Origin of the sequence: Haloplanus sp. GDY1 (assembly GCF_023703775.1) — an archaeon.
Classification (GTDB): domain Archaea; phylum Halobacteriota; class Halobacteria; order Halobacteriales; family Haloferacaceae; genus Haloplanus; species Haloplanus halophilus.
Window position 1 is genome coordinate 1,941,807 of the sequence record NZ_CP098514.1, and the last position, 24,797, is coordinate 1,966,603.

Annotated in this window: 26 protein-coding genes and 1 pseudogene; 11 read left to right on the forward strand and 16 right to left on the reverse strand. The window is 73.1% G+C overall.

The genetic code is table 11. The features are described 5' to 3' along the window. The first annotated feature begins 77 nt into the window (after nucleotides 1–77). The gene (locus tag NBT67_RS10445) at nucleotides 78–1,034 is read left to right on the forward strand and encodes an AAA family ATPase (RefSeq protein ID WP_251344371.1); all 957 of its coding nucleotides are present in this window, start codon (nucleotides 78–80) and stop codon (nucleotides 1,032–1,034) included. Here the strand turns inward: NBT67_RS10445 and NBT67_RS10450 are convergent. Genes NBT67_RS10450 through NBT67_RS10465 form a run of 4 tightly spaced genes read right to left on the reverse strand, consistent with a single transcriptional unit; the run spans nucleotide 1,031 to nucleotide 7,228 of the window. Next, nucleotides 1,031–2,536: a hypothetical protein gene (locus NBT67_RS10450; protein ID WP_251341664.1), complete on the reverse strand. Its 1,506-nt coding sequence runs from the start codon at nucleotides 2,534–2,536 to the stop codon at nucleotides 1,031–1,033. The genes NBT67_RS10445 and NBT67_RS10450 overlap by 4 nt on opposite strands. After that, nucleotides 2,536–3,831, reverse strand: coding sequence for a DUF58 domain-containing protein (locus NBT67_RS10455; RefSeq protein ID WP_251341665.1), 1,296 nt, complete (start codon nucleotides 3,829–3,831; stop codon nucleotides 2,536–2,538). Before NBT67_RS10455 ends, NBT67_RS10450 begins: the two co-directional genes overlap by 1 nt. Next, entirely contained in the window at nucleotides 3,828–4,502 is a 675-nt protein-coding gene (locus NBT67_RS10460; protein ID WP_251341666.1) for a DUF7269 family protein, read from the reverse strand. Before NBT67_RS10460 ends, NBT67_RS10455 begins: the two co-directional genes overlap by 4 nt. After that, nucleotides 4,499–7,228, reverse strand: coding sequence for a transglutaminase domain-containing protein (locus NBT67_RS10465; RefSeq protein WP_251341667.1), 2,730 nt, complete (start codon nucleotides 7,226–7,228; stop codon nucleotides 4,499–4,501). The genes NBT67_RS10460 and NBT67_RS10465 overlap by 4 nt, the downstream gene beginning before the upstream one ends. Before the next feature lie 100 nt (nucleotides 7,229–7,328). Here NBT67_RS10465 and NBT67_RS10470 point away from each other — a divergent pair, with 100 nt between their 5' ends. Beyond that, entirely contained in the window at nucleotides 7,329–7,604 is a 276-nt protein-coding gene (locus tag NBT67_RS10470; RefSeq protein ID WP_251341668.1) for a DUF5808 domain-containing protein, read from the forward strand. Between the two features lie 3 nt (nucleotides 7,605–7,607). Then, nucleotides 7,608–8,564 (forward strand): DUF5787 family protein, encoded by a 957-nt coding sequence (locus NBT67_RS10475; RefSeq protein WP_251341669.1) that lies wholly within the window; start codon nucleotides 7,608–7,610, stop codon nucleotides 8,562–8,564. Nucleotides 8,565–8,589: 25 nt separating this feature from the next. Here the strand turns inward: NBT67_RS10475 and NBT67_RS10480 are convergent, their stop codons facing one another. From NBT67_RS10480 to NBT67_RS10505, 6 genes are all read right to left on the reverse strand, one after another. Next, on the reverse strand, nucleotides 8,590–8,766 hold the full coding sequence (locus NBT67_RS10480; protein ID WP_251341670.1) for a hypothetical protein: 177 nt from the start codon (nucleotides 8,764–8,766) through the stop codon (nucleotides 8,590–8,592). Between the two features lie 25 nt (nucleotides 8,767–8,791). After that, complete coding sequence (locus tag NBT67_RS10485; RefSeq protein ID WP_251341671.1) at nucleotides 8,792–9,616, reverse strand: MBL fold metallo-hydrolase; 825 nt, start codon at nucleotides 9,614–9,616, stop codon at nucleotides 8,792–8,794. 39 nt (nucleotides 9,617–9,655) lie between these two features. After that, nucleotides 9,656–9,871 carry a DUF8028 family protein gene (locus NBT67_RS10490; protein ID WP_251341672.1) on the reverse strand — a complete coding sequence of 72 codons (216 nt, stop codon included), beginning with the start codon at nucleotides 9,869–9,871 and terminating at the stop codon, nucleotides 9,656–9,658. A gap of 67 nt (nucleotides 9,872–9,938) precedes the next feature. After that, a complete protein-coding gene (locus NBT67_RS10495; protein WP_251341673.1) occupies nucleotides 9,939–12,380 on the reverse strand; it encodes a heavy metal translocating P-type ATPase in 2,442 nt (813 codons plus the stop codon). After that, on the reverse strand, nucleotides 12,377–13,171 hold the full coding sequence (locus NBT67_RS10500) for a sulfite exporter TauE/SafE family protein (RefSeq protein ID WP_251341674.1): 795 nt from the start codon (nucleotides 13,169–13,171) through the stop codon (nucleotides 12,377–12,379). The genes NBT67_RS10495 and NBT67_RS10500 overlap by 4 nt, the downstream gene beginning before the upstream one ends. A gap of 3 nt (nucleotides 13,172–13,174) precedes the next feature. Next, nucleotides 13,175–13,354 (reverse strand): DUF8131 family protein, encoded by a 180-nt coding sequence (locus tag NBT67_RS10505; RefSeq protein WP_251341675.1) that lies wholly within the window; start codon nucleotides 13,352–13,354, stop codon nucleotides 13,175–13,177. Nucleotides 13,355–13,647: 293 nt separating this feature from the next. Between NBT67_RS10505 and NBT67_RS10510 the strand changes: the two genes are divergently transcribed. From NBT67_RS10510 to NBT67_RS10525, 4 genes are read left to right on the forward strand one after another with little or no spacing between them, the layout of a single operon-like run. Then, on the forward strand, nucleotides 13,648–14,538 hold the full coding sequence (locus NBT67_RS10510) for a halocyanin domain-containing protein (RefSeq protein ID WP_251341676.1): 891 nt from the start codon (nucleotides 13,648–13,650) through the stop codon (nucleotides 14,536–14,538). A 15-nt stretch (nucleotides 14,539–14,553) separates the two neighbouring features. After that, entirely contained in the window at nucleotides 14,554–15,060 is a 507-nt protein-coding gene (locus NBT67_RS10515; RefSeq protein WP_251341677.1) for a cytochrome c oxidase subunit II, read from the forward strand. Between the two features lies 1 nt (nucleotide 15,061). Continuing rightward, nucleotides 15,062–16,741 carry a b(o/a)3-type cytochrome-c oxidase subunit 1 gene (locus NBT67_RS10520; RefSeq protein ID WP_251341678.1) on the forward strand — a complete coding sequence of 560 codons (1,680 nt, stop codon included), beginning with the start codon at nucleotides 15,062–15,064 and terminating at the stop codon, nucleotides 16,739–16,741. Nucleotides 16,742–16,763: 22 nt separating this feature from the next. Then, a complete protein-coding gene (locus tag NBT67_RS10525) occupies nucleotides 16,764–17,393 on the forward strand; it encodes a hypothetical protein (RefSeq protein ID WP_251341679.1) in 630 nt (209 codons plus the stop codon). Here the strand turns inward: NBT67_RS10525 and NBT67_RS10530 are convergent, their stop codons facing one another. Next, a complete protein-coding gene (locus NBT67_RS10530) occupies nucleotides 17,394–17,534 on the reverse strand; it encodes a hypothetical protein (RefSeq protein WP_251344402.1) in 141 nt (46 codons plus the stop codon). A gap of 101 nt (nucleotides 17,535–17,635) precedes the next feature. Further along, nucleotides 17,636–17,974: pseudogene (locus NBT67_RS10535) on the reverse strand (transposase); the annotation flags it as partial. Here NBT67_RS10535 and NBT67_RS10540 point away from each other — a divergent pair. Next, a complete protein-coding gene (locus NBT67_RS10540) occupies nucleotides 17,870–18,196 on the forward strand; it encodes a hypothetical protein (RefSeq protein WP_251344403.1) in 327 nt (108 codons plus the stop codon). The pseudogene NBT67_RS10535 and the gene NBT67_RS10540 overlap by 105 nt on opposite strands. Here the strand turns inward: NBT67_RS10540 and NBT67_RS10545 are convergent. After that, complete coding sequence (locus NBT67_RS10545) at nucleotides 18,175–19,035, reverse strand: hypothetical protein (RefSeq protein WP_251341680.1); 861 nt, start codon at nucleotides 19,033–19,035, stop codon at nucleotides 18,175–18,177. The two genes, NBT67_RS10540 and NBT67_RS10545, sit on opposite strands and share 22 nt — an antisense overlap. Before the next feature lie 52 nt (nucleotides 19,036–19,087). Beyond that, entirely contained in the window at nucleotides 19,088–19,267 is a 180-nt protein-coding gene (locus NBT67_RS10550) for a hypothetical protein (RefSeq protein ID WP_251341681.1), read from the reverse strand. 268 nt (nucleotides 19,268–19,535) lie between these two features. On the opposite strand from NBT67_RS10550, the gene NBT67_RS10555 reads away from it, so the two are divergent. After that, nucleotides 19,536–20,873 (forward strand): PQQ-dependent sugar dehydrogenase, encoded by a 1,338-nt coding sequence (locus NBT67_RS10555; RefSeq protein WP_251341682.1) that lies wholly within the window; start codon nucleotides 19,536–19,538, stop codon nucleotides 20,871–20,873. On the opposite strand, the gene NBT67_RS10560 is transcribed toward NBT67_RS10555, so the two are convergent. Beyond that, nucleotides 20,870–21,220, reverse strand: coding sequence for a hypothetical protein (locus NBT67_RS10560; RefSeq protein WP_251341683.1), 351 nt, complete (start codon nucleotides 21,218–21,220; stop codon nucleotides 20,870–20,872). The two genes, NBT67_RS10555 and NBT67_RS10560, sit on opposite strands and share 4 nt — an antisense overlap. Nucleotides 21,221–21,329: 109 nt before the next feature. Here NBT67_RS10560 and hemH point away from each other — a divergent pair, with 109 nt between their 5' ends. Both hemH and hemG read left to right on the forward strand, forming a co-directional pair. Further along, nucleotides 21,330–22,376 carry a ferrochelatase gene (gene hemH / locus NBT67_RS10565; RefSeq protein ID WP_251341684.1) on the forward strand — a complete coding sequence of 349 codons (1,047 nt, stop codon included), beginning with the start codon at nucleotides 21,330–21,332 and terminating at the stop codon, nucleotides 22,374–22,376. Next, nucleotides 22,373–23,671: a protoporphyrinogen oxidase gene (gene hemG / locus NBT67_RS10570; RefSeq protein ID WP_251341685.1), complete on the forward strand. Its 1,299-nt coding sequence runs from the start codon at nucleotides 22,373–22,375 to the stop codon at nucleotides 23,669–23,671. The genes hemH and hemG overlap by 4 nt, the downstream gene beginning before the upstream one ends. 54 nt (nucleotides 23,672–23,725) lie before the next feature. Here hemG and hemE read toward each other — a convergent pair whose 3' ends face one another. Then, nucleotides 23,726–24,745, reverse strand: a complete 1,020-nt coding sequence (gene hemE / locus NBT67_RS10575) for a uroporphyrinogen decarboxylase (RefSeq protein WP_251341686.1) — start codon at nucleotides 24,743–24,745, stop codon at nucleotides 23,726–23,728. Between the last annotated feature and the right edge of the window lie 52 nt (nucleotides 24,746–24,797).

The window sequence follows — 24,797 nt, forward strand, 5'->3', positions numbered from 1 at the left end:
GATAGTGAACGATTCGGTCGATCGGAACGGCGTCAGAGCTTTGTGGAACGATCCCGTCCTCGACACCTGTGACCGGGATGGACGTCGGCGCGGCGGCCGCGGTCTGTGAGGACATCGTCGACCGGGTCGGCGAGGCCGTCGTCGCCGACCGCGGGTTCCTGGAGACGGTACTGACCGGGATGCTCGCCCGCGGGCACGTCCTCGTCGAGGACGTCCCGGGGACGGGCAAGACGCTCACGGCCATCGCTCTGGCCGACGCCCTGGGGCTCGGATTCAAGCGCATCCAGTTCACGCCCGACCTCCTGCCCGGCGACATCACGGGCACGAACGTCTACGACGAACACGAGGGCGCGTTTCGGTTCCAGCGCGGCCCCGTGTTCGCGAACGTCGTCCTCGCTGACGAGATCAACCGCGCCCCGCCGAAGACCCAGTCGGCGCTCCTGGAGGCGATGGACGAGGGACAGGTGTCCGTCGACGGGGACACCCACTCGCTCCCCGACCCCTTCTTCGTCGTCGCCACCCAGAACCCCGTCGAACAGGAGGGGACCTTCTCCCTGCCGGAGGCACAGCGCGACCGCTTCGTCGTCAAGGCGTCGATGGGGTATCCCGACCGCGCGGGCGAACTCGAACTCCTCGACCGCCGGAGCAACCGCACGACGACGAAGCCGAGCGTCTCGGCCGCCGTCGACGCCGATCGGGTGACCGCCCTCCGGGAGGTCCCCGAGCGCGTGACGGTGAGCGCCGCGGTCAGGGGGTACCTCGTCGACGTGGCTCGGGCGACGCGCGAGGACTCCCGGGTCGAGGTGGGCGTCTCGCCGCGCGGCATCCAGCGGTTCTTCGAGGCCGCCCGCGCCCGGGCGGTGGTCGCCGGCCGGTCGTACGTCGCCCCGGACGACGTGAAGGCGATCGCGCCCGCGGTGTTGACCCACCGGCTGGTGTTGACCTCGGAGGCGACCGTCCGCGGGACCGACCCCCGGGCGGTCGTCGAGAGCGTCCTCGACGCCGTCGAGGTGCCGGCGGCGACGGCCGACTAACCCCGGAGGAGGCCGATCAGGACCACCGCTCCCGCCACGGCGACCACGGCGCCGACGAGCGCGCCGTCGGGGGGCGGCACCGCGCCGACGAGCCCCGTCACCGCCCACGCGGCGGCGACGCCGACGGTGGCGACGCCGACGCTCGCGACGGCGTGGACCGCCTCGATCCGGGCGGCCGACCGGGGACCCAGATCCGCCCGCGCGCTCACGCCCCGGTCGCTCGCGTCCCACGCGACGACGGCGAGGCCGACGAGCGCGAAGGTGACGAGCGGGTCGGCGCCGCCGACGCCCAGGACCGTCGCGACGGCGCCGAGGCCCACCCCCGCGAGCGCCCCGCCGCTCCCCCGCGTCGGCAGCAGTCCGGCGCCGCCGGCGGCGACGAGCGCCGTCAGGAGCGCCGTCAGCGCGACGAGCGCGACCAGCGCGACGCCGAGCACCAGCCCCGCCGGCGACAGCGCCGCCAGCAGGGACGCGGCGACCGGCCGGACGCCGGCCGGCAGGCCACCGACCAGCGGGCGGACGACGCCGCCGCCGGCCGCGGCGAGGAGGACGACGCCGACGCCACCGGCCGTCGCGGGCAGGAGGCGGCCGAGCGTCGCCGCCGTCTCGCCCGCGGCGGCCCGCAGGAGGCGGCTGGCGAGGGCGACGCCGCCGGCGGCGACGGCCAGCGCGAGGAGCCCACTCCGGAGCGCGGACGACGCGACGAGTGCGGCGAGGGCCGCCACCGGGATCGCCGCCCGGACGGGCGGGAGGACCGTCAGGACGCTCGCGAGCGCCGCCAGAGCGCCGTACTTCGCGGCCGTCAGGAGTGCGGCGGCGACCCGTTCGACAGCCGCGCGCACGTCATCGCGGCGCCGCCGGGGCGTCAGTTCCACGACGGGGAGCGCCGACACCGCCGCCCGCCCGGCGAGGGCGGCGGCGCCGACCAGCGTCGCGAACGTCGCCAGCCCGAGCGTCGGCCCCACCGGCGCCAGCAGGGGGGCGAGGAGCCCCCCGACGTCGACGGCCGGGGCCGGGAGCGCGCCGGGGCCGGACGCGAGGCGGGCGAGGAGGGCCACGCCGACGACCGACGCCGACGCCGTCGCCGAGCGCCAGGTCCGCGCGACGGCACCGTCGCCGATGCCGTCGCCGAGCGTCCCCGCGGCGCCGAAGGCCGCCAGCCCCGTCCCGAGGGCGAGGGCGAGGGCGGGGAGGAGCGCGAGCGGCCGCCCGAGCGCCGCGGGGTCGACCCTGGCGGCCACGAGGAGGCCGGTTCCCCCGAGGCCGGCGAGGGCGACGACGGGGACGAGCGCCGACGCCGCGGCCGCCGCCGCCGGCCCCTCGCGGGCGCGACACAGGACGGCGACGCCCAGCAACCCCCCCGACGCCGCGGTCAGTCCCACGGCGGCGCCGCCGCCGGTGGCCGCCACCAGCGTCAGCCCTCCCGCGACGGCACCGCCGACCACGAGGCTCGCGGGCCGGGAGGCGCCCGCCCCGAGGGTCGCCCCGTCGGCGGCCGCCATCACCGCACCTCCGCCCGGAGCGTCCGGGCCAGCGCGGCCGGCAACCGCTCGTCGCGGTCCCAGTCGACGACCGTCGCGCCCAGGCGGCGAAGTCGGTCCAGCCGCAGGCCCCGTTCGAGCGCGACGACCCGCCCCCCGACCGACTCCCCCGTCACGTCCGGCGAGAGGACCGTCGTCTCGTGGCCGCGAACCCGGATCGACTCCACCGCCGCCGCGACGCCGTCGTCGACGGCCGGGGTACAGAGGAGCACCTGCGCCGTCGCGGGGAGGCGACCGAGGAGTCGCTCCAGACCCCCGCCACCGCCGTCGGCCAGCGCCGCCGTCGCCGGCACCGCGTCGTCCGTCCCCGTCGCGGCCGCGTTGCAGACGGCGGCGGCGTGGGTCGGGAAGCCGTCGGCGTCCGCCGGCACCCACGCCGGCCGATCCCCGGTGATCGGATGCGCGGTGCCGAGCGCACCGACGCCGACGTGGTGGCCGGCGTCGCGGAGGACGCTCACCGCGAGCGTGGCCGCGTAGGCCGACAGCGTCGCGCCCGTAGGGCGAGCGTCGCCGGCGGCGACGTGTGCGGGCTCGCGGCCGTCGATCAGCACCGCCACCCGTGCGGCGCGCTGTTCGCGGTACTCCACCGTCGAGAGCTCCCCCGTCTTCGCGTAGCGTCGCCAGTCGATTCGGCTGGCCGGGTCGCCGGCGCGGTAGTCGCGGGTCGCGTAGAACTCGACGCCCACACCGCCGGTGTCGGACGACCGCGCCCCCGCGAACGCCGACGTCCGCCGCCGGAGCGGCACGTCCTCGACCGCCACCCGGCAGTCGAACGCCTCGACCCCCTCGGCCTCGACGGTCGTCTCGGTCACGGCCGTCCCGCTCACGGAGGCCGCGCGGAGCGTCACGGGGTCGAACGCGTAGCTCCCCCGGTTCGCGGTCAGCGTGTACGCGGCGGTCAGCGTCTCGCCGCTCCGGAGGGCACCCCCCGCCCGGGCGTCGCCCTCGCTCACCGCGAGTTCCTCGGGCACGCCGTCCGCCACCCGGAGGTCGGGCATCGCCGACTCGCCGACGTTCGTCACCCGGAGCCGAACCTCGACCGGCTGTCCCGGCAGCGGCGTCTCCGGGCGTACCTCGCGCTCCACCCGCACTCGACCGTCGAGGGGGGACAGCGTCGAGAGCGCACCCTGGGCGACGAACGCGAGGGGGATCAGTCCCGCGAGCAGGAGCGTCCCCGTCCCCGTGGCGACGCCAGCCGCCACGAGCCCCACCGTCGCCGCCACGAGCCCCCGGTATCGGTGGACGCGTCGGGTCACGACGACCCCTCCAGCGCCGCCCGGAGTCGACGCCGCCACCCGCCCGCCGCCCGCGTCGGCGCGTCGTAGCCCGTCACCCGCCGCTCGCACGTCCGCTCGACGGCGCGGAGCGTGCGGTTCACCCGACGCTCGTACGCCCGCGCCGGGTAGAGCCAGGCGTAGAGGCGGTGATACCAGGGGTAGTCGACCGCGGCGGTCGTCGAGAGGAAGGCCGCCGCGTACCGGTCGTCGGTCCACGCCCCCTCGTCGACGACCGCCGACGCGCCCTCGACCCCTCGCTCGCGTCGGTACGCCTCGACGACGGCGTCGCGCAGTCGTTCGCGGAGCGGGTCGGCGTCGGCGGCGCCGTCGCCCGTCGCCATCCGGTCGTAGTGGGCCGTCAGGTCCCCTCCCGCGACGGCCGTCCGACGCTTCGGGGCGGCGTCCGCGGGCGTCGACAGCGACCCCGCGTCGTCGCGCTGGCCGATCCACGCGTAGAGCAGGCCGAGTACGCCCGTCGTCGCGCCGACGATCAGGAGCGCCAGCCCGGGGTCGAGTCGCCCGCCGAGCGTCGCCGCGCCCCGCCGGATCGACGCGGGGACGAGGCCGGGCGCGTAGCCGTAACTCGCGGCGAAGCCGACCCCCGCGAGGGCGAGGCCGACGGCGACCCGCCGGCGCGTCCGGCGGGTCACGGCTCCTCACCCCGCGCCGCGGCGCGGAGCGCCGCGACCGCCTCGCGGACGCGAGCCAGTCGCTCCTCGTCGGGGGCGAGGCGACCGTACTCGGCGTCGCGGTACGCCTCGGTCAAGATCCGAACCGGCCTCTCGGGCAACCCCCGATCGACCGCGTAGCGCGCGATCTCGCCGGGCGTCCGGGTGCGCGCCCCCGGCGGCGCGACGAGCGCGACGAACTCCCGCCAGGACGACCGGAGCGTCGACGGGGCGCCGTCGCCGGCCGCGGTCGCCGACGGCTCCCCGCCACCCCTCGCCCCGTCGCTCCCGCCGGTCGCGCCGGAGCCGCGGCGCGCCAGCAGGCCGGCGAGCCACCGCCACAGTCGCCGCGGGTCGAGCGCCGCGAGGGCGGCGAGCCCCCGGGTCGCCACCCGCGCCGGCAGCCCCGCGAGCCACCGCAGGCCGCGGCGGAGCGCCCGACCGGCCGCCCCGAGGAGTTCGGCGGCGCGGATGCACGCCGCCACCGCCCGCGCCGAGAGCGTCGACAGCGCCGTCGCGAGCGTCCGGGCGCCCCCCCGTGGGGTGACGCCCCGCCGCCGGAGCCACCACCCGACCGCGCCGAGGGCGGCGAGGACGCCGCCGAGGAGCGCCGCGTTGCGGTAGAGCCCCGCCACGGTCGCCCGGTCCGTCGTCCCCGCCGGCCCCCGCGCGACGACGGCCGCCGATCCCGCGACCGGCAGGGTCACGCTCAGGCTTCCGTTCGCGTCGGTCCGCCCCGCCGTGCGCCCGTCGACGCGCACCGTCGACCGCACCGGTGACCCGTTCCGCGTCGTCGTCACCGTCGCCGGCCCACCCGGGAGCGGCAGGCCGAGCGGCGCGTCCACCGCGACGGCGATCGGGTCGGGACCCGCCCGCTCCGCCGAATCCCCCTCGCCCGGTTCCAGGACCCGAAGCGTCGTCCTCGCGCTCACCGCGTCGCGGCGCACGCGGAGGGTGTGGGTCCCCGGCGCCACGCCCGACAGCGAGACGCCCGCCGTGCCGTTCGCCCCCGTCTCCCCGACGCGCTCGCCGTCCACCGTCACCGTCGCGCCCCTGAAGGGCACGTCCCGGATCGCCGCGACGACGGTGACGCCGCCGCCCGCGACGGGGCGGCCCCGCACCGACAGCGTCACGTTCGTGTCGCTCCGGTAGGTCCGCGAGGAGGCGTTCGCGGGCGTCTCCCGCTGTCCGAGGCCGGCCGGCGGTCGCGCGGCGGCGAGGCGTCCGGTCGATCCGGGGCGTCGCGCCGCGTCGACGGGCGCGGTCCCCCCCGTCGTCCGCGACGCGGCCGTCGTCCCGTCGTCGTACTTCGTCACGCCGTCGGGCGGTCGCGCCGTGACGGTGACCGTCGCGTCGTACGGCAGGGTCGTCGTCACCCGCCCCCGCGCGTCGGTCCAGCCGACCCGTTCGTCGTCGACGAACACCGGCGCGCCGACCACCGGGGTGCCGTTCTTCTCGACGCTCACGGCGACGCGGGCGCCGGCGACGGCCGAGCGGTTCAGCGAGATGTCGTAGGGAGGCTGGGGGTTCCGTACCGGGAGTCGGCCGGTGCCGGTCGGATCGAAGCGCACCCACCCCACCTCCGGGAAGTACACCTCCACCCACGCGTGGCCCCGGTCGGCGGTGACGAGGTAGCGGTTCTCGCCCACCCGCTCGCCGGGTGCGTAGCCGACGACGTACCGCGCCGGGACGCCCTGCGTCCGCAGCATGACGACCATCGAGGTGGCGTAGTACTGGCAGTAGCCGCGCTCCATCTCGAAGACGAACTGGTCGGCGATGGGTTCGCCCGGTTCGTGGCTGGCGTTCAGCGAGTACGGCTTCGTCCGGAGCCAGTCCCTGACGATCACCGCCGTGTCGTACGGCGTCTCGGCGCCGGCGGTCAGGTCGGCCGTGAACGCCCCGACCCGCCGGGGCGTCGCCGCGGGCACCTGCGTGTAGCGCCGTTCGAGTTCGGGCGGGTAGTCGGTGCCCGCCGCCCGCAACGCCGCCGGCGACCGTGGTGGGGTCGCGCTCCGCGCCCGGTAGGTGGTCCCCGCCGGCAGCGATCCGTCGGTGCGGACGCCGCCGAGCGTCGACGCCTCGACGCCGACGCTCCGGTTCGGCACCGTCACCCGCTCCGGTCGCCACGCCGTCGGCAGCGACGACGAGGGGACGAGCAGCGTGACCTCGTAATCCATCCGTCCACCCGTGGCGGTTCGCCCGTCGTCGGGCACCCCCTCGCTCATCGGCTGCCACCGGGGCGACCGCTCCCACGCCGACCCCGTGTACCGGCTGTAGGCGGTCTGTCGCCAGTAGGCGTTCCGGGGCGCCTCGACGACGAACTGCGGCGTCTGTGCCAGCGGGGCGCCCGAGGGCCGGGGTGATCCGATCGCCGTCCGCTCCGGCGGGTTCGAGAGGGAGACGCCGCTCGGCGACCCGCCACCGAGGGGGGCGGCGGTCGTGGAGTCACCGCTCGATCCGCCCTCCGGCGTCCCCGTCGCCGCGTCTCCCGGCGTCCCGCCGGGCGTCGTGGTCGCCGTTCCGGCCGTTCCGGCCGCTCCGTCCCCGCCGCCACCGCCGCTCCCGAGGCCGGCCGCGGGGAGGAGCGCGGCGGCGACGACCAGCGCGAGGACGGCCGCGAGCGTGACCGCCACCTCGCCGTACTCGACGCCCCCGGCGTCGGTCCCCCCCGACGCCCCGTCCGCCGGATCCCCCCCGGAATCGCTCATGACAGAGTCGGTAGACGATGCGCGGCGACGGGCAATAACCCTGTTCCCGGTCGCATCCGGAGCCGAAACGATTTATCCCGGGGAGCCGTACGACTCTCCCATGGTCGACAAACCGCAGTCCGGCTCGATCCTCGGCATTCCGTACAACTTCGAGCGCCCGAGCCTCGGGCGCCTGCTCTCCGCTCACTGGAAGCCCGGCGAGGGGATGGTCGTCGAGAAGCCCTTCGGCATCGGCTACACCCTGAACCTGGCGAACTGGCGGTCCTGGATCGTCGTCCTCGTCGCCGCCGTCCTCCTCTGGCAGGAGAACGACAGCGACCTGGCGGCCGACGACGACGGCGACGACGACCCCGTGGAAGTCGTCGTCGACGACTAGGGCGTGGACTCGGAGTACGCGTTCGAACTGGCGCTGTGCGCGCATCTCGAAGATACCCGTGAGTGGGTACTCGGCCGCCAGCTCGGCGCCTCGGTCGCCGACCCCGGCGCCCGCGTCGTCGATATTTGTGCCCTCGTCCCCGGTCCCGAGTTCGACCGCCGGGCGGCGGTCACGAGCGAGACCATCCCGCCCCGCGCCGTCGAGAGCGACGTGGGTCCCGGTCGGGCGGTCGACCCCGCCGCGGCCTTCGACTGCGCGCCCGACGTCGCCCGCCGGGCGGCCGACCGCGCGGTCGAGGTGGGGTACTTCGAGGCGGAGCGGCGTGGAAGCCGCCGGCACGTCCGGGCGACGACCCGCTACCCCGACTGGGTCGGCCGGTTGGTCGGCGTCGAGAACAAACCCGACCTCGGGCGCCCCGGCGACCTGGAACGGCAGTTGCGCCGGGACGTCGCCCTGGGCCTCTTCGATGCCGTCGTCCTCGCCACCGAGAGCTACGTCACCGGCGCGCACCTGAACCGGGTGCCAGAGGCGGTCGGGGTCTGGCGGTTCTCCGGCGGCGACCTGACCGTGATACGCGAGCCGACGCCGCTCGATCCCGACTCGCCGGGCGTCGAACCCCTCGCGGACCACCCGCTCCGGACGGACGTGGCAATCGTCCCCGCAGCGGCGAAGGCCCGCAAGCGCCGCGCCGTCGCCGAACGCGCCTACGGCAAGGGGTGGCGACCCCGCGAGTATCCGGGGTGTGCGTCGATGCGGCCGACCGACGACGGCCGCCCCCACTGCACCGCCTTCGACCGCGTCGTCGACCCCGGGCACGACTGCGGCGAGTCGTGTCCGGCCTTCGAGGCGGCCGACCCGCCCGCGGTGGACCGCGAGCGCCTGCGAGACGCCCGGACGCCGTGGGTCGCGGACCCGGAGGGCGTCGCCCGGCGGCAGGCGGGCCTCGACCGGTTCGGCTGAGGCGGGCGCGCCCGAGGGCGAGGCCTCAGAGCCGCCTCGCGATCCCGGTGGCGAGGGCGACGGCGACGCCGAGGGCGAGGCCGGCCGCCGCCGCGCGCCGCGGGTCCGGGGTGCCGAGAAAGAGCAGCGAGACGCCGATCCAGACGAGCGCGCCCGCGAGGCCGCTCGCGGCGCCGCGGCCGAGCGTCGAGACGACGGTCATGGGCGCGACTGCGTTGGCTCGTCCCTTAAAGATCGTAGGTCTCCCCGTCGACCGCCAGCGGATCCGCGAACGCCTCGTCGGCGGGGTAGAAGTGCGCGAGGTGGACCAGTCGCGTCCGGTCGGCGTCGAGTTCCACCGCCAGATCCAGCGCCCCCTCGCGGGTCATGTGTTTCGTCCCGAAGGTCCGGGGAACGCCCTCGTCGGTCCGGTGTTTCCCGCCGAGCGGGTGGGCTTCGGCGGCCGACGCGGGGACGATGGCGTCCGCGAGCAGGAGGTCGGGATCCGCCAGCGCCGCCCGGGAGTCCACGGGAATCCCGAAGCTCGTGTCCCCGGTGAGCGAGCACTTGGCGCCCGTTTCGGGGTCCTCGACGACGACGCCGTAACAGAGCAGCGGGGGGTGATCGACGGGGACGAACCGGACGTCGAGCCCACAGACCCGGACCCGCTCGTGGGGGTCGTGGCCGTGGACGGTCACCCGGTCGAGGTAGTCGTACTTCCGGCGGATCGTCTCCGCGACGCTCTCGTCGGTGGCCGGATCGACGACGTCCGTCGCGTGGACGGGCAGGTCGTCGAACAGGCGGTAGGCGTTGCCGAGGCCGTCGAGGTGGTCGAAGTGGATGTGCGTCACCAGCGCGGCGTCCGGCAGGGGGACGTCCTGCGTGAGGAACTGGTGGCGGAAGTCGGGGCTGCAGTCGATCAGCAGCGACTCGCCGGTTCGCTCGTTCTCGACGTGGACCGAGAAGCGCGAGCGCTCGACGCCCAGTTCCCGCGCCCGCTCGCAGGTGGCACAGTCACAGCCGACGGTCGGGGTGCCGGTCGTGTCGCCGGTTCCGAGTAGCGTCACCCGCATTCGCTCGACGGTTGCCGGGGGACGGCCTTATGCTGCCGGTTAGCGATCCGACCGGTCCCGGTAGCCGTGGCCGAGGTACAGCGCCGCGGCGTTGACCGCGAGGACGACGGCGACGAGCGACAGGTCCCACCCGAGTGCGAGGAGGGCGATGGCGGAGAAGGGGAGCGCGACGGCGGCCCAGAACGCGGCGGCGCGGACGGCGACCCCGGCGCGTTCGGCGGCACCCCGGGCGCGGACGGAACGGACGGAGGGCATGGTCGGTCCCTCGTCCCCGGGAGCCAAAAGGCTGTGTAAAGCACAAGCGCGCGTTTGAGCGATCCGGTCACGCACCGCCGTCGGTCGCCGCCGGCGTCGCCGCGGGGTGGTCGCCGCCGGCGTCGTGGCGTCCGCTCGGGTCGGCCGCGTCGACGTCGAATCCCCGCGCGGAGTTGGCGACGACGAGCAGGCTGCTCGCCCCCATCGCCACGGCGGCGACGAGCGGGTTCAACGCGCCGAGGGCGGCCGCGGGCACCGCGACGGCGTTGTAGAGAAAGGCCCAGGCCAGGTTCCCCCGGATGCGCCGCTTCGTCGCCGCGGTCAGGTCGAACACCGCGGGCACCGTCGTCAGGTCGTCGGTGGTGACGACGGCGTCGGCGGCGTCGGCCGCCAGGCGCGTGCCGCTCTCGAGCGAGACGCCGAGGTCCGCCGCCGCCAGCGCCGGCGCGTCGTTGCTGCCGTCGCCGACCATCACCGTCGTGCCCTCCGCCCGCAGGCGCTCGATCACCGCCGCCTTCCCCTCCGGCGGCACGTCCGCGAGGACGTCGTCGACGGCGGGGTGGTCGCGGAAGCGCGCGGCCGCCGCCTCGCCGTCGCCCGTGAGGACGACCACCCGGTCGACCGTCTCGGCGAGGTCGGCGACGACCGCCGCCCACTCCGGTCGCGGTTCGTCGCCGGCGACCAGCACCGCCCGCACCTCGCCGTCCCAGCCCACGTACGCGGGGATTCGCCCGGCCTCGACGGCCCGGTCGTAGCGCTCGCGGTAGGGGTCGGGCACCGTCGCGTCAGCGAACAGGTCGGCGCGGCCGACGGTCACCCGCGTGCCGTCGACGACGCCGCTCACCCCCCGGCCAGGGTGGCGCTCGAACCCCTCGACGGCCGCGTCGACCGGGTCGACCGCCTCGCCGATCGCCCGTCCCATGGGGTGCTCCGCGAACGTCTCGACGGCGGCCGCGCGGGCGACGGCCGCCTCGCTCCCGACGGCGTCGTGCAGGCGCATCTCGCCCGTCGTCAGCGTCCCCGTCTTGTCGACGGCGACGATCTCCGCCTCGCTCGCCCGCTCGAAGGTGTCGCCCTCCACGATGACGACGCCCCGGTCGAGCGCCTCGCGGACGCCCGTGGCGACGGCCAGCGGCGTCGCCAGCCCCAGCGCGCAGGGACACGACACCACCAGCACCGTCAGCCCGGTCAGGAAGGCGTCGGTCGGCGCCGCGCCGAGGGCGATGTGGCCCACGAACGCCGCGGCCGCCAGCAGGACGACCACGGGGACGAACACCGCGGCGATCCGGTCGGCGAGACGCTGGACGCCCGAGCGCGAACTCCGGACGCGCCAGAGGTGGGTCACCAGGCGGTCGAGCGTGCTCGTCGCCCCGTCGGCCGCCTCGATCACGACGCCGCCCTCGGTCACGAGGCCGCCGCCGATCACTTCCTCGCCCACCGTCCGGCGGACGGGCACGGACTCGCCGGTGACGAGCGACTCGTCGACGGCGGCGGTCCCCTCGATCACCTCGCCGTCGACCGGGACGCGGTCGCCCGTCCCGACGATCACCTCGTCGCCCGGGCGCAGGTCGTCGACGGAGACCGTCTCCGCGCCCCCGTCCGTGCGCCGGCGCGCCTCGTCGACCCGGCTCTCCGTGAGTTCCGTCAGCTGGCCGGCCGCCCGCTCCTTCAGCCGCGTCTCGTAGTAGCCCCCCAGGGTGACCACGAGGACGACCACGGTCGTGATGTCGAAGTACACCTCCGTGCCACCCCGGAGGAGCGTCGCGGTGCTGTAGACGTAGGCGGTGCCGGCCGCGAGCGCCACCAGCAGGTCCATGTTCGGCCGGCCGGCCCGGAGGCTGACGTAGGCGCCCCGAAGGATGGGGTAGCCGGTGTAACCGAGGACGACGCTCGTCATCACCCAGACGTTCCAGAGCAGGTAGTCGCCGGCCGTGCCCGTCACGTCGAGCAACAGGAGGTCGGCGCCGAGGCCGAGGTACGTGGGGTAGAGAAAGAGGACGTACCACGCCATCGTCATCATGCCGAAGAAGCCGCCGATGACGAGGCGACCGACCGTCTCGGTGGTGTCGTCCTCGCCGTCCTCGTCGACCCCGCGGGCGCGGTAGCCCGCACCGTCCAAGAGGGCGGGCAGGTCGTCCTCGGCGAGTCGCTCCCCGTCGTAGACGAGCCGCACCAGATCCGAGGGGTAGGACGCCTCCGCGGCGACGACGCCCTCGTGGTCGGTCGCCCGCGACTCCAGGAACGCCTCGCAGGTCGCACAGTGCATGCCGTCGACGGCGACGAAGGCGACGTCCGCGTCGGCTTCGGCGGCCGGGTCGCCGCTCCCGTCGTCGTCCCCGAGCGTCTCGCGGACGCCGTCCGCCCCGTCCACGTCCGCGGCCGACGCGCCCTCGGCCTCGTCGAGCGACCGCGCCACTTCGAGACAGCCCCGACAGCAGAACGTCCCCTCGACGCCCTCCTCGGTGACGGGCGGGTCGGGCGTCGGCAGGTCACAGAGCGTGCAGGTCATCCGAGGGGTTGGTAGACGGGGATCGACGGGTGGGGGAGGTGGACCCCGAGGAGGCCCAGCCCGTGTGCCAGCGGCAGGTAGCCGAGGGCGACGAAGGCGACGCCGAGGGCGCGGTGGAGTCCCACCCGGGTGTCCGTCCCGAGCGACTGGAAGACGGTGCCGTAGGCCAGCAGCGTCGGCACGGTGCCCGCACCGAGGACCGCGAGCGAGAGCGCCCCGCGGGTCGGCGAGCCGACGGCGAAGGCATAGAGGAAGGCGGGGTAGAGCAGGGGACAGGGCAGGAGTCCGTGGATCGCGCCGAGCGCGACGATCCGGGGGCCGCGGACCCACTCGTCGACGCGGGCGGTGACGGCGCCGTACACGCGCGAGAAGGCGCCGCCGACGAGCGGGAGGGAGTGCCCGCGGGCCGTGCCACGGAGGAGGTAGCCGGCGCCGGTGGCGACGATGACGCCGCCGGCGAGGACGCCCGTGACCGCGCGGACGTCGGTCGCGAGCGCGGCGACGGCCGCGACGTCGAAGAGGAGCGCCCCGAGCGCCCCCATCAGGGCGCCGATGGTCGCGTAACTGAGCGTGCGGCCGGCGTTGAACAGGAGGTGCTGTCGGACGTCGACCGGGCGGACCCGGGTGGTACCGCCGTCCCCACGCGACGACTCCGCGGCACCGAGCCGGTCGGCGTACAGCGTGACGAGGGGGCCACACATCCCGAGGCAGTGGGCGCCGCCGAGGACGCCGATGGCGAGGAAGACGAGGAGGGAGACGTCGCCCCCGACGGCGCCGGCGAGTTCGATCATCGCCTACGCCGAGGCGGTCTTGAGCGTCGACTCGCTCGGCAGGAACATCGCGTACACGCTCGCGGCGATGAGGACGACGTTGACGAGCGCCACGACCACGACGGCGTCGACCGACAGCGCGTACAGCGCGACCGGAAGCAGCGCGAGCAGCGCCACGAACGGTATTCGGCGAATGGAAACCATACCGGATATCTCGGCGTGTCCGCCTAATAACTGCCGCCGCGATTCCAACGAGGCGAAAATCGGGAATCCGTATTATGTGATACAGGTGCCGTGGTCGCACGTATGGTGGCATCCGACGGTAGCGAACGGCTCACCGACGGGCGGCACGGGGGTGAGACCGGACGACGGCGGGGGTACGGTCCCCGTCGTCGCGGGACGGAGACACGGGGACGGCCTCCGACCGGTCGCTCGCGGCCGACGAGTGAGACGTTCACCGACGAGACGGGTACCGACGACCACGGGGGGCGACGGGCATGACGGAGCGCATGACCCGGCGGACGGCGCTCCGGACGGCCGTCGGGGCGGCCGCGGCGGGCCTCGGCGCCCGCACCGTCGCCGCGCAGAACGGCGTCGACTACGGCGGCTGGTTCGGCTCCGGCCGCGGTGCCGAGACCCAGAACTTCGACGGCACCGTCGACCGCACCGGGCAGGACTCCGTGACGGTCGAGGTGGGGTCCGAGGGCAACGGCGGCCCCTACGCCTTCGGCCCGGCCGCCGTCCGGGTCGACCCCGGCACGACGGTCACCTTCGAGTGGGTGTCGGACACGCACAACATCCTGATCGAGGACCAGCCCTCCGGCGCCGGCTGGGAGGGCGTCAGCGCCATCGAGAACACCGGCTACTCCCACGAACACACCTTCGAGACCGAGGGGATCTACACGTACTACTGCCAGCCACACCTCGCGCTCGGGATGAAGGGGGCCGTCGTCGTCGGCGGGGGCGGGGGCACGGGTGGCGGTGGCGGTGGCGGCGAGGGCGGCGAGGGCGGTGAGGCCGGCGAGGCCGGCGAGACCGGCGGGGCCGGCGGCACCGCAACCTCGCCCACGCTCATCTTCGCCTTCCGACTGATCGGCGGCGCCGTCGCGGCGACGCTCGCGCTCGTCCTCGGGGTCACCGCCTGGGTGTTCCTCAACTACGACGAGGTCACGACGACCGGCGGGACGGACGCCGCGCCCACGGCGGCCGAGCGGACGCCCGCGGAGTCGGTCTTCGAGTCGGGGGTCGTCCGCGAACTCGGCCACGACGAGTTCGACCCGTACGGGACGGCGACGCTGATCGTCGTCTACCTCGGCATCATCAGCCTGCTGTGGGTGTTCATGTACTTCGTCGAGTTCCTCGGCGGCGGACCGACGGTGATCGGGTAACTGGAGGGCACACGCATGGAAATTCATCGATACGAGAAGATCTGGACCGCTGGCGCGCTGCTGTTGATCGTCGGGCTCATCGCGACGGTGACCTACGGTGCGGTCGGCCCGGGCGTGAAGATGATCGACGACTCGGGCGGGACGGTCGATCCCGGGTCGCTCGGCGACACCGAGTTCGGCGACCCCGGCGTGACCCGGGTCGCCGAGGACGAGTACGAGGTTCACGTGGTGGCCCGGCAGTTCCTCTTCCAGCCGGGCACCACCGAGCCGATCCGGGTGCCGGCCGACTCCACGGTGACCTTCTACATCACCACTCCGGACGTGACCCACGGCTTCGAACTCGCGGGCACCAACGTCAACCTCATGGTGATCCCCGGACAGGTCTCGGAGGTCACCGTCCGGTTCGACGAACCGGCGGAGTACGGCATCGTCTGTCACGAGTACTGCGGTGCCGGCCACCACACGATGGCCGGACAACTCGTCGTCGTTCCGGAGGACGAGTACCGATCGGAGGAGAGCTAACATGGCATACGTCGACGACTTCCCGACCGACGCGCGCATCGTTCGCTGGAACATGGCCGTGGCCTTCCTGGCGCTCGGCGTCGGCGGCCTGTTCGGCATGGTGCAGGCGCTCCACCGGACGGGCTACTTCCGCGGCTTCGTGAGTTCCGCCGACTACTACACGGTGCTCACGGGCCACGGCGTCCTCCTCGCGCTGGTGTTCACCACCTTCGCCCTCTGTGGGCTGTTCACGTGGGGCGTCACCCGCAGTCTCGACCGCTCGCTGCCGAGCGCGCGGTTCGCGATGACCTGGTTCGGGCTGATGCTCGTTGGCTCCCTCATGGCGGCGGTCACCATCCTCGGTGGCCTCGTCCCCTCGATGCCCCTGAGCGCGGACGTGCTCTACACGTTCTACGCGCCGATGGAGGCACACCCGCTCTTCTACCTCGGGCTGACGCTCTTCATCGTCGGCTCGTGGCTGGCGGGCGTCGACTGGTTCCGCACCTACTGGCGCTGGCGGGGCGACAACCCCGACGCGCGCATTCCCCTGCAGACGTTCATGGTGTTGACGACCATGCTGATGTGGTACATCTCGTCGGCCGGCGTCGCCGTCGAGGTCCTCTTTTTCCTCCTGCCGTGGTCGCTCGGCCTGATCCAGGAGGTCGACCCGCTCCTCACCCGGACGCTGTTCTGGTACTTCGGCCACCCGGTCGTCTACTTCTGGCTCATGCCGGCCTACTTCATCTGGTACACCGTGTTGCCGAAACTGTCGGGGGGACGCCTGTTCAGCGACCCGCTCGCGCGGGTGGTGTTCGTCCTCTTTCTCCTGCTGTCGACGCCGGTCGGCTTCCACCACCAGTACGTCGACCCCGGGATTCCGGAGGGGTTCAAGTTCATCGCGATGACGAACACCATGTTCCTCCTGCTGCCGAGCCTGCTCACCGCCTTCACCGTCGTCGCCAGCATGGAACACGGTGCGAGACAGCGTGGCGGTGAGGGGCGGCTGTCCTGGCTGCGGAAACTCCCCTGGGACGAACCCGCCTTCGCCGGCTGTGCGCTCGCCGGCCTCATGTTCGCCGCCGGCGGCTTCTCCGGCATGATCAACGCGGGCATGAACATCAACTACCTCATCCACAACACGCTGTGGGTGCCGGGCCACTTCCACCTCACCGTCGGCACCGCCTCCGCGCTCACGTTCATGGCGGCGGGCTACTGGCTGTTCCCGCAGATCACCGGCAACCGCCTGCGGTTCCGCACGCTGGCGACGGTCCAGCCGTACCTCTGGTTCGTCGGCATGACCCTGATGTCGAACGCGATGCACCGCGCCGGCCTCGCGGGGATCCCGCGGCGCACCGCCGAACCGCAGTACGGAAGCGTCGCCTTCGAGGGCGTCGTCGGCGGCGTGAGCGAGATGCGCCTCCAGATCGCCATCGGCGGCACCCTCCTGTTCGTCGCGCTCGTCCTGTTCCTGCTCGTCGTCTTCGCGACCTGGCTCGGTGGCGACGGCACCGACACCCTCCGGGTCAACAGTTCGATCCCGACGCCGCTCTCGGGGCCGGAACACAGCCCGCGGATCCTCGACAACCTGAAGCTCTGGACGGCGGTCGCCATCGTGCTGATCGCGCTGGCCTACGGCCTGCCGCTGTGGGCGCTGGTCGGCGACGGCCTGTTCGCGCCGGGCAGCCCGCCGATTCCGGTCTAATCTCCGCTGCCCCTCTCCACCCGTGACCGACGACTCCACCACACCAGGCGACGAGACCGACGGGACGAACAGTCGGCCGACCGGTTCGGACGACGGAACGCCCGGCGGCATCTCGAAGCGGACGCTGATCCGCCTGCTCGTCGGGTTCGGCATCGGCATCCCGATACTCGTCGAGGGGCTCACCTTTCTCGGCCTCCTCCGGAACCAGTTCGGGGGCGCGGACGGTGACGGCGGCTCGACCGACGGCGGCACCGCGACGGACACCCCCGGGGCGGTCGATCCGGTGGGCGTCGGCGACGACGTACTCCCCGAGACCGACCGGACGGAACGGCTCGCGTCGGCGGTCCTCCGGGAGGTCGACGGCGACCGCTGGCCGCTCTCGCTCACCGTCGACGTGCGCAACACCGGCGAGACCGACTACGAGTTCCAGTTGCTCGCGGTCCACCTCGACGACGGGCGGACCGTCGCCGGGCGGGCGAGCACCGACCGCCTGGCGCCCGGCGAGCACCGGACCGTCACCGCCGAGTGGTCGATTCCGGCGGGGTCGACCCCTCGGGCCGTCGAGGCCGTCGCCCTCGTCTACGGCGGGGGGTCCGTCGAGACGGTCGAACGGCGCGTCGAACTGGCGAAGGTGCCGGTTCGGGGCGGCTGATCACGCCTCGGACTCGGCGTCCCCGAAGGCCGTCGGCTTCCAGCGGAGCGTTCCCCTGATCGCCTCCCACTCGTCGCGCTCCTGCAGGCGGTAGCGGGCGAACGCCCGGTTCCTGACGAGTTCGAGTTCGGCCAGTCGCAACCGGATCGCCCACCGGAGCTCCGCCCACTCACACCGGCACCGGCCCTCATCGATGCCCCCGTCGGTGGGCTCGAAGTCGATGTACTCGTTGCCCTCCTCGAAAGTTCACGGCCACTCGACTGTTCGAGCGTTCGGTGGGCGCTTCGCGTCCCGGTCCGTTGGAGTCCGGCACGCACCTTCTCGAACTCATGGAGGTCGTGTGTTAACTCTCGCCCGCTGAAGAGGTAGGCGGTGCTGGTGACAGCGAGGTTTTCGATACCGAGGTCAACCCCCAGGACCGTTCCGTCCTCGGCGGTGTTCCGCTCGGTGTCGGTCTTGTGGCGGCGGAATCCAATATGCAAGAAGTAGTCGCCGTCACGGGCGGTGAGGGTGCTTTCCGTGACGGTCCATTCGTCGGCGTCGAGGTACTGCTGTTGGTAACCGTCGTCGGCGTCAGGAAGGCGCCGTCGGCGTACTGGATCGGATACCGGGTCCGCACCGCCCGCTCCGGGACGGATCTGACCGGCGCCGGCGCGGCGTCCGGCGGTCCGTCCGCGGCCGCGCCGCCCCACGCGCCGGCCGCCGTCTCCTTCGGGTCGACCCAGACCTTCATCGTCGACGGTACAGGGGCGCGAGAGAAAACGATTCCGGCGGTCCGCCGTCAGTACCGCGAGGGCATGTAGGCCATGCCGAGCAGCATGATCGCCGTGGCGAAACTCACGATGGAGACGCCCCAGAGACCGCTGACGTGGTCGTGATAGCGGTCGATTTCGGCGGTCTGTCGCTCGTACACGCCGTAGTCGCTCTCCAGGACGAGCGTGCTGTTGTCGGGGAAGTACGCGAAGTACTGCTGGCCGTTCAGCGTGACGTTACCCTCGTTGCCCACGTCGACGGTGTTGGTCCGGGGGGCCGTCCACGCCAGCGTCGCGCTGTCGTTCGAGACGCTGGCGACCGTCGTCGTGTTGCCCTGGTACGCGAGGGAGTCGCCCTCGCTGTACTGGGTCGAGGCGGGCGTCGGGAAGTACTCGCTGGCCGGGACCAGCGTGCGGTTGTCGCCCTGCTCGCGAACCACGTACTCGGTGCCGTTCACCGTGACGAGTTCGTTGCGGACCGACGAGTCGTTCTGCAGGATTGCGGTCCGGTTGAGCTCCTCCTCCAGGTTGAACGTGGTGGGGCTTTCCCCCTGCACGACGAGGACGCGGTACTGCTCGCCCTGGTACGTGACCGTGGAGTTGTGTTCCCACGTCTGCGTGTAGCGCGCGGAGTCGTTGGTCCAGGAGAGCTGTCCGGAGCGCGTGACGCTCGCCGCGCCGCCGTGTCCGCCACCACCCGACGTCTCGGCCGAGATGGTCGTGACGGCGTACTGTCGGTTCTCGACCGAGAACTGGTCGCCTTGCGAGAGCCTGTGATCGGGGTTGTCGAACTCCACCGTCGGCGCAGTGGCCGTTGCGATCACCGAGTACGACGCCGCGCCGAGGACGATAAAGAACGCGACGTAGATGGCGGCAGCGCGTCGTTGCATACGTGGGGGCTAGTCCACCCCGCGTATAACGATTACTAACTGACGACGCCCGCTACCGGAGTTCGCCGAGCGCCTCGACCAGTTGCAGCGCCTGCCGGAGGTGGAACCGCGTCTCCTCCCCCTCCGCGGCGTCGAGGGCCGCCCGCAACTGACGCTCGAGCGCCTCGTCCGTCGACTGCATGGTTTCGGTCGTTCCCTCTCCCCCCCGCTCGGTCGTTGATCCGGAACTCATAGGCTGCCATTCGCTCCCATCCGCCATAGGTATCCGTACCATACCGGTGTTCTAAGATTCGATGACCCGGGTCGCAGGCTCCTCCGAAACTCCGAACGAATCGTGGTTCACCCGGTTCAAACCGGCAAAACCCCTCGTTATCCGGGTTCGGGACCCCGCTCGGGGAAACGCTCACCTTGCGCCCGGCCGTACCGGCGGTCATGAACCTGTTGTCCGCGCCCGGTCAGTCACGTTCCGACGACCCCTACCCGTCGGCGCACGGGTGAGTATGGCCGCCGACCGCCGTCGGTTCCTGCGCCGCGCCGGCCTCGCCCTCCTCGGCGGCCTCGCCGGGTGTGGCGGCCGTGGGGCGTCGGACGGGGCGTCCCCCTCGTCGACGGCCGTGACGACCGGGCGGGCACCGACCGCCGACCCGGACCGACCGGGCGTCGGCACCGAACTCGTGGCCGAGGGCTTCACCGCGCCGACGGACGTCGTCGCTCCGGCCGGCACCGATCGCCTCCTCGTCGCCGACCAACCCGGGCAGGTGTATCCGGGCGACGCGACCACCCCCCTGCTGGACCTCTCGGATCGGCTGGTCGCCCTCCGGAGCGGTCCGGACGAGCGGGGACTGCTCGGCCTGGCGCTTCACCCCGACTTCCCGGCCGACCGTCGGCTGTTCGTCCGCTACAGCGCCCCGCCTCGCGAGTCGGCGCCGCCGGGCTACTCCCACACGTTCGTCCTCTCGGCGTTTCCGGTGGACCTCGACCGCGGGTCGGTCGGGAGCGAACGGGTCGTCCTCGAGATCGACCAGCCCCAGCCGAACCACAACGCCGGCGCCGTCGGCTTCGGTCCCGACGGCTACCTCTACGTCGGCGTCGGCGACGGGGGTGGGGGCGGCGACGTGGGGCGCGGCCACGCGGCGGACTGGTACGAGCGGACCCGCGGCGGCAACGGGCAGGACGTCACGTCGAACCTGCTCGGGAGCGTCCTCCGCATCGACGTCGACGGCGACGCGCCCTACGCCGTCCCCGAGGGCAACCCGCTCGTCGGCCGCGACGGCCTCGACGAGCAGTGGGCGTGGGGCTTTCGCAACCCGTGGCGGTTCTCCGTCGACGGGGACGCCCTCCTCGTGGCGGACGTCGGCGAGGGTCGCTACGAGGAGGTGAACCGCGTCGAACGCGGCGGCAACTACGGCTGGAACGTCCGCGAGGGGACTGGCTGTTTCGATCCGTCGGCGCCGAGCGAGCCCCCCGCCGGCTGCCCGGGCCACACGCTCTCGGGGGCGCAACTCCACGACCCGGTCGTCGAGTACCCCCACCCCGGCGTCGGGGACGGCGACGGACCGACCGGCGTCGCCGTCGTCGGCGGGTATCGGTACCGCGGCGGCGTCGACGCCCTCGACGGCCGGTACGTCTTCGCCGACTGGCGGGCCGAGGGCCGCCTGTTCCTCGCCGACCCGCGCGGGGCGGATCGCTGGCCGCTCTCGACGGTCGCCCTCCGGGACGCCTCGGCCCCGTTCGTCCGCGCCTTCGGCCGGGGGCCGGCGGGGGACCTCTACGTCCTGACGAGCGAGCGCGCCGGCGTCTCGGGGTCGACCGGGGCGTGCTATCGGCTGGTCGACTAGCGGCGGGGCCACGCCACCCCGCGTCGGCGGCGCCGGGCGAGGTCCGAGGGGGTGGCCAGTTCCAGCAGGTGGTCGAAACAGAGGCGTGGCGCGCCGCCGTTTCGCCACCCCATCTCGACCGACTCCTCGTCGGCCGTGAGGTCGATGTCGACTTCGTGGACGGGGAGCAGGTAGTGGCCCGGGCGGTCACAGGAGACACAGCTGTCGTCGACGGCGGGCGCGTCGAGGCCGTCGTCGAAGCGCCGCCGCTCGCAGGTCACGCAGTAACTCCCGAGGACGGTTCCGGTGACGAGTTCGACCACGGCCCGGTGGTACTTCGACTCCGCTCCACACTCGACGCATCTCATGGGCCAGCGTCCGAACCGAGACCGGACCGTCACTTAAATCGTCGGGCCGCCCCTCGCCACCTCGTGACGACCGACAGGTTTTGTATCGACCTATCCCTAGACCGGTCGTATGACCTCCGGGATCGTGTTACTCAACTTCGGTGAGCCGTCAGAGGGGCGTAGGGACGAGGTGCTCGACTATCTGGAGCGCATCTTCCTGGCGAACATGTCCATCGAGGGGGAGACGACCGAGGCGGCGGCCCGGGAGCGCGCCCGGGAACTCGCCGAGCGGCGCGCGCCCGGCCTCATGGCCGAGTACGACGACATCGGCGGCTCCCCGCTGATCGATCACGCCACCACGCAGGCGACGCTGCTCGACGAGGAACTGGCCCGCCGGGGGTACGACGTCGAGACCTATCACGGGATGCAGTACACGGCTCCCTTCATCACCGACGCGGTGGAGGCGGCCCGCGAGGACGGCGTTGATCACCTGATCGGGCTCCCGATCTACCCGCTCTGTGGCCCCTCGACGACCGTCCAGTCGCTCGACGAACTCGACGAGGCGCTCGCCGAGGTGGGGTGGGACGTCCCCGTCGACGCCCTGACCGGCTGGCACAGACACCCCGGCTACACCCGGGCCCGCGTCGACAACCTCCGTCGCTACCTCGACGGCAACGACCTCTCGCTCGGGGACGGCACCCGCCTCGTCTTCTCCGCACACGGCACGCCCCAGTACTACCTCGACGAGGGGAGCCGGTACGAGGAGTACGTCGAGGAGTTCTGTTCGGTGGTGGCGACCGCGCTCGACGCGCCCGACTACGAACTCGGCTACCAGAACCACGAGAACCGCGACGTCGAGTGGACCGCCCCCGACGTGGAGGAAGTCGTCGAGACGGTGGACGCCGACCGGATCGTCGTCGAACCGGTGAGCTTCATGCACGAACAGAGCGAGACGCTGTCGGAACTCGACATCGAACTCCGCGAGGAGGCCGAGGAGCGCGGCCTGGAGTTCCACCGCGTCCCCATCCCCTACGACGACGAGCGGTTCGTCGGCGCGCTCGCGGACCTGGTCGAGCCGTTCGTCGCCGGCTACGATCCGGAGTACGCCGGCCTCCACCCGTGTGAGTGCCGTGACGAACCGGGGACGATGTGTCTCAACGCCCCCCACGAGGCATGACCGTCGGCATCGTCGGCGCCGGCATCACGGGGCTCGCCCTCGCACACTACTGTCGCGAGCGCGGCGTCGACGCGGTGGCCTTCGAGGCGTCGGCGGAACCGGGCGGCGTGATCCGGTCGACGCGGGTCGACGGGCGCGTCCTCGAACACGGTCCCCAGCGCACCCGCCTGACGCCCGAGATCGAGGGACTGGTCGCGGACTGTGACCTCGACGACGCCCTCCTGACCGCCGACACCGACCTCCCGCTGTACGTCTACGCCGACGGCCGCCTCCGGCGGGTGCCGTTCTCGCCGCGGGCGTTCCTGTCGACCGACCTGCTCTCGGCGCGGGGGAAACTCCGGATGCTCGCGGAGCCGTTGACCGACGGCGCCCGCGACGACGAGACGGCCGCCGACTACTTCGTCCGGAAGTTCGGCCGCGAGGCGTACCACAACCTCGTCGAACCCCTGTTCGGCGGCATCTACGGCTCCGACCCCGCCGAGATGCCCGGGAAGTACGCCCTGCGGACGATCCGCAAGATGGAGCGCTCGGGCAGCCTCGTCCGGGCCGCCGTCAACCGACGGCTGGAGGGCAAGGAGCGCCAACCCCCCGTCTCCTTCGTCGAGGGCATGGCCCAGTTGCCGCGCGCGCTCTACGAACGCAACGCGGATCGGGTGGAACTGGAGACGCCGGTCGAGCGGGTGTCGGCCGACGGATCGGGCTACCGCCTCGACACCGCGGACGGGAGTCGGCGCGTCGAGCGCGTGGTCCTCACGACGCGGTCCGACGTCGCCGCGGGACTCCTGGCGGACGTCGACCCGGGGAGCGCCCGGGCGCTCCGCCGCCTCTACTACAACCCGCTCGCGTACGTCCACCTCGTCTCCGACGCCGAGCCCGACGGCTACGGCTACCAGGTGCGCCACGACGAACCGCTCCACACGCTGGGGGTGACCTGGAACGCGAGCCTCTTCGACCGCGACGGCGTCTACACCTGCTTCCTCGGCGGCATGGAGAACCCCGGGCTGGTCGACCGCCCGGCGGACGAACTCGGGCGGATCGCTCGCGAGGAGTTCGAGGCGGTGCTTGGCGCGTCCGCCGAGGTGGTGAACGTCACGCGCCACCCGCGCGGCATCCCCGCCTACGACGGATCGTGGACGGCGATGGAAGACGTCGACACGCCCGAGGGCATCACGCTGGCGACGAACTACACGGGGCGGATGGGCGTCCCGGCGCGGATCCGGGAGGCGAAGCGACTGGCGGAGTCGTTCGCGGCCGACCGCGACGCCGCCGAACCCGTCGCCCATCGTAGCGATTGAAAGTCATTGCACAGCAAATCGGACGCTGTACTGCGATTGGATGTGTAATCCGTTTCAATCGCTACTATCGCGCTCCACCGACTTCGCCGTCTCGACGAACGCCCGCACGGACTCGACGGGGGTGTCGCGGTCGACGCCGTGGCCGAGGTTGAGGATGTGCCCCCGCGGCCCCGCGGCGTCGATGACCGCCTCGGTTCGCTCGCGGACGAACTCGGGCGAGCCGAAGAGATGCTGCGGGTCGAGGTTGCCCTGCACCGGCCGGTCACCGAGTGCCGCCCGGGCTTCGGCCATGTCGACGGTCCAGTCGAGGCCGACCACGTCGGCCCCCGTCGCGTCGAGGCTGTCGAGGCGGCCGGCCATGTTGCGGACGAAGACGATGGAGGGCACCGAGAGGTCCGAGAGGATCTCGCGGTGGAGCGGCAGGACGAACTCCCGGTAATCGGCGGGGGAGAGCACGCCGGCGTAGGTGTCGAACAGTTGCACCACGTCGGCGCCGTGGGCGGCCTGATACTCCAGATACTCCCGCACCACGTCCGCGAAGGCCGAGAGGAGGGTTCGGAAGGCCTCGGGGTGGCGGGCGCGGAACCGGCGCACGGGGCCGTGGTTGCGCGAGGTGCCGCCGGCGACGGCGTAGGAGGCGAGCGTGAAGGGGCCGCCGGCGAAGCCGATGATCGCGGTTTCGTCGCCGACCCGCTCGACCAGGTTGTCGAGGAGCGACCCGACGAAATCGAGGTCCTCGGCCACCGACCCGCGGGGTCGCTCGGCGTCGGCGGGCCCCTCGACCGGGTTCTCGACGACCGGCCCGACGCCGCTCTCGAGGTGGTAGTCGAACCCCAGCGGTTCGAGCACCGTCAAAATGTCCGAGAACATCACCACCCCGTCGGGCTCGTAGAGGTCCCACGGCAGGAGGGTGATGCGCGTGGCGACCTCTGGGGTCTCGATGGCCTCGCGAAACCCGTAGTCCGCGCGGATCTCGCGATATTCGGGGATGTGCCGCCCGGCCTGCCGCATCAGCCAGACCGGCGGCCGCTCGGTCCGTTCGCCGCGTGCCGCGCGGACGAGGAGGTGGCTCATGTCCGACGGTTGGACCGGAGTGGGCTAAGGATGTCGCATCGGCCCGGCCGAC

Coding starts and splice junctions, on each gene's coding strand:
- hemG (WP_251341685.1), top strand. CDS start 22,373: ATGACCGTCGGCATCGTCGGCGCCGGCATCACGGGGCTCGCCCTCGCA.
- NBT67_RS10485 (WP_251341671.1), bottom strand. CDS start 9,616: ATGCGGGTGACGCTACTCGGAACCGGCGACACGACCGGCACCCCGACC.
- NBT67_RS10500 (WP_251341674.1), bottom strand. CDS start 13,171: ATGATCGAACTCGCCGGCGCCGTCGGGGGCGACGTCTCCCTCCTCGTC.
- NBT67_RS10490 (WP_251341672.1), bottom strand. CDS start 9,871: ATGCCCTCCGTCCGTTCCGTCCGCGCCCGGGGTGCCGCCGAACGCGCC.
- NBT67_RS10470 (WP_251341668.1), top strand. CDS start 7,329: ATGGTCGACAAACCGCAGTCCGGCTCGATCCTCGGCATTCCGTACAAC.
- hemE (WP_251341686.1), bottom strand. CDS start 24,745: ATGAGCCACCTCCTCGTCCGCGCGGCACGCGGCGAACGGACCGAGCGG.
- NBT67_RS10550 (WP_251341681.1), bottom strand. CDS start 19,267: ATGAGTTCCGGATCAACGACCGAGCGGGGGGGAGAGGGAACGACCGAA.
- NBT67_RS10480 (WP_251341670.1), bottom strand. CDS start 8,766: ATGACCGTCGTCTCGACGCTCGGCCGCGGCGCCGCGAGCGGCCTCGCG.
- NBT67_RS10545 (WP_251341680.1), bottom strand. CDS start 19,035: ATGCAACGACGCGCTGCCGCCATCTACGTCGCGTTCTTTATCGTCCTC.
- NBT67_RS10510 (WP_251341676.1), top strand. CDS start 13,648: ATGACGGAGCGCATGACCCGGCGGACGGCGCTCCGGACGGCCGTCGGG.
- NBT67_RS10555 (WP_251341682.1), top strand. CDS start 19,536: ATGGCCGCCGACCGCCGTCGGTTCCTGCGCCGCGCCGGCCTCGCCCTC.
- NBT67_RS10540 (WP_251344403.1), top strand. CDS start 17,870: ATGCAAGAAGTAGTCGCCGTCACGGGCGGTGAGGGTGCTTTCCGTGAC.
- NBT67_RS10560 (WP_251341683.1), bottom strand. CDS start 21,220: ATGAGATGCGTCGAGTGTGGAGCGGAGTCGAAGTACCACCGGGCCGTG.
- NBT67_RS10465 (WP_251341667.1), bottom strand. CDS start 7,228: ATGAGCGATTCCGGGGGGGATCCGGCGGACGGGGCGTCGGGGGGGACC.
- NBT67_RS10515 (WP_251341677.1), top strand. CDS start 14,554: ATGGAAATTCATCGATACGAGAAGATCTGGACCGCTGGCGCGCTGCTG.
- NBT67_RS10505 (WP_251341675.1), bottom strand. CDS start 13,354: ATGGTTTCCATTCGCCGAATACCGTTCGTGGCGCTGCTCGCGCTGCTT.
- NBT67_RS10495 (WP_251341673.1), bottom strand. CDS start 12,380: ATGACCTGCACGCTCTGTGACCTGCCGACGCCCGACCCGCCCGTCACC.
- NBT67_RS10520 (WP_251341678.1), top strand. CDS start 15,062: ATGGCATACGTCGACGACTTCCCGACCGACGCGCGCATCGTTCGCTGG.
- NBT67_RS10450 (WP_251341664.1), bottom strand. CDS start 2,536: ATGGCGGCCGCCGACGGGGCGACCCTCGGGGCGGGCGCCTCCCGGCCC.
- hemH (WP_251341684.1), top strand. CDS start 21,330: ATGACCTCCGGGATCGTGTTACTCAACTTCGGTGAGCCGTCAGAGGGG.
- NBT67_RS10445 (WP_251344371.1), top strand. CDS start 78: ATGGACGTCGGCGCGGCGGCCGCGGTCTGTGAGGACATCGTCGACCGG.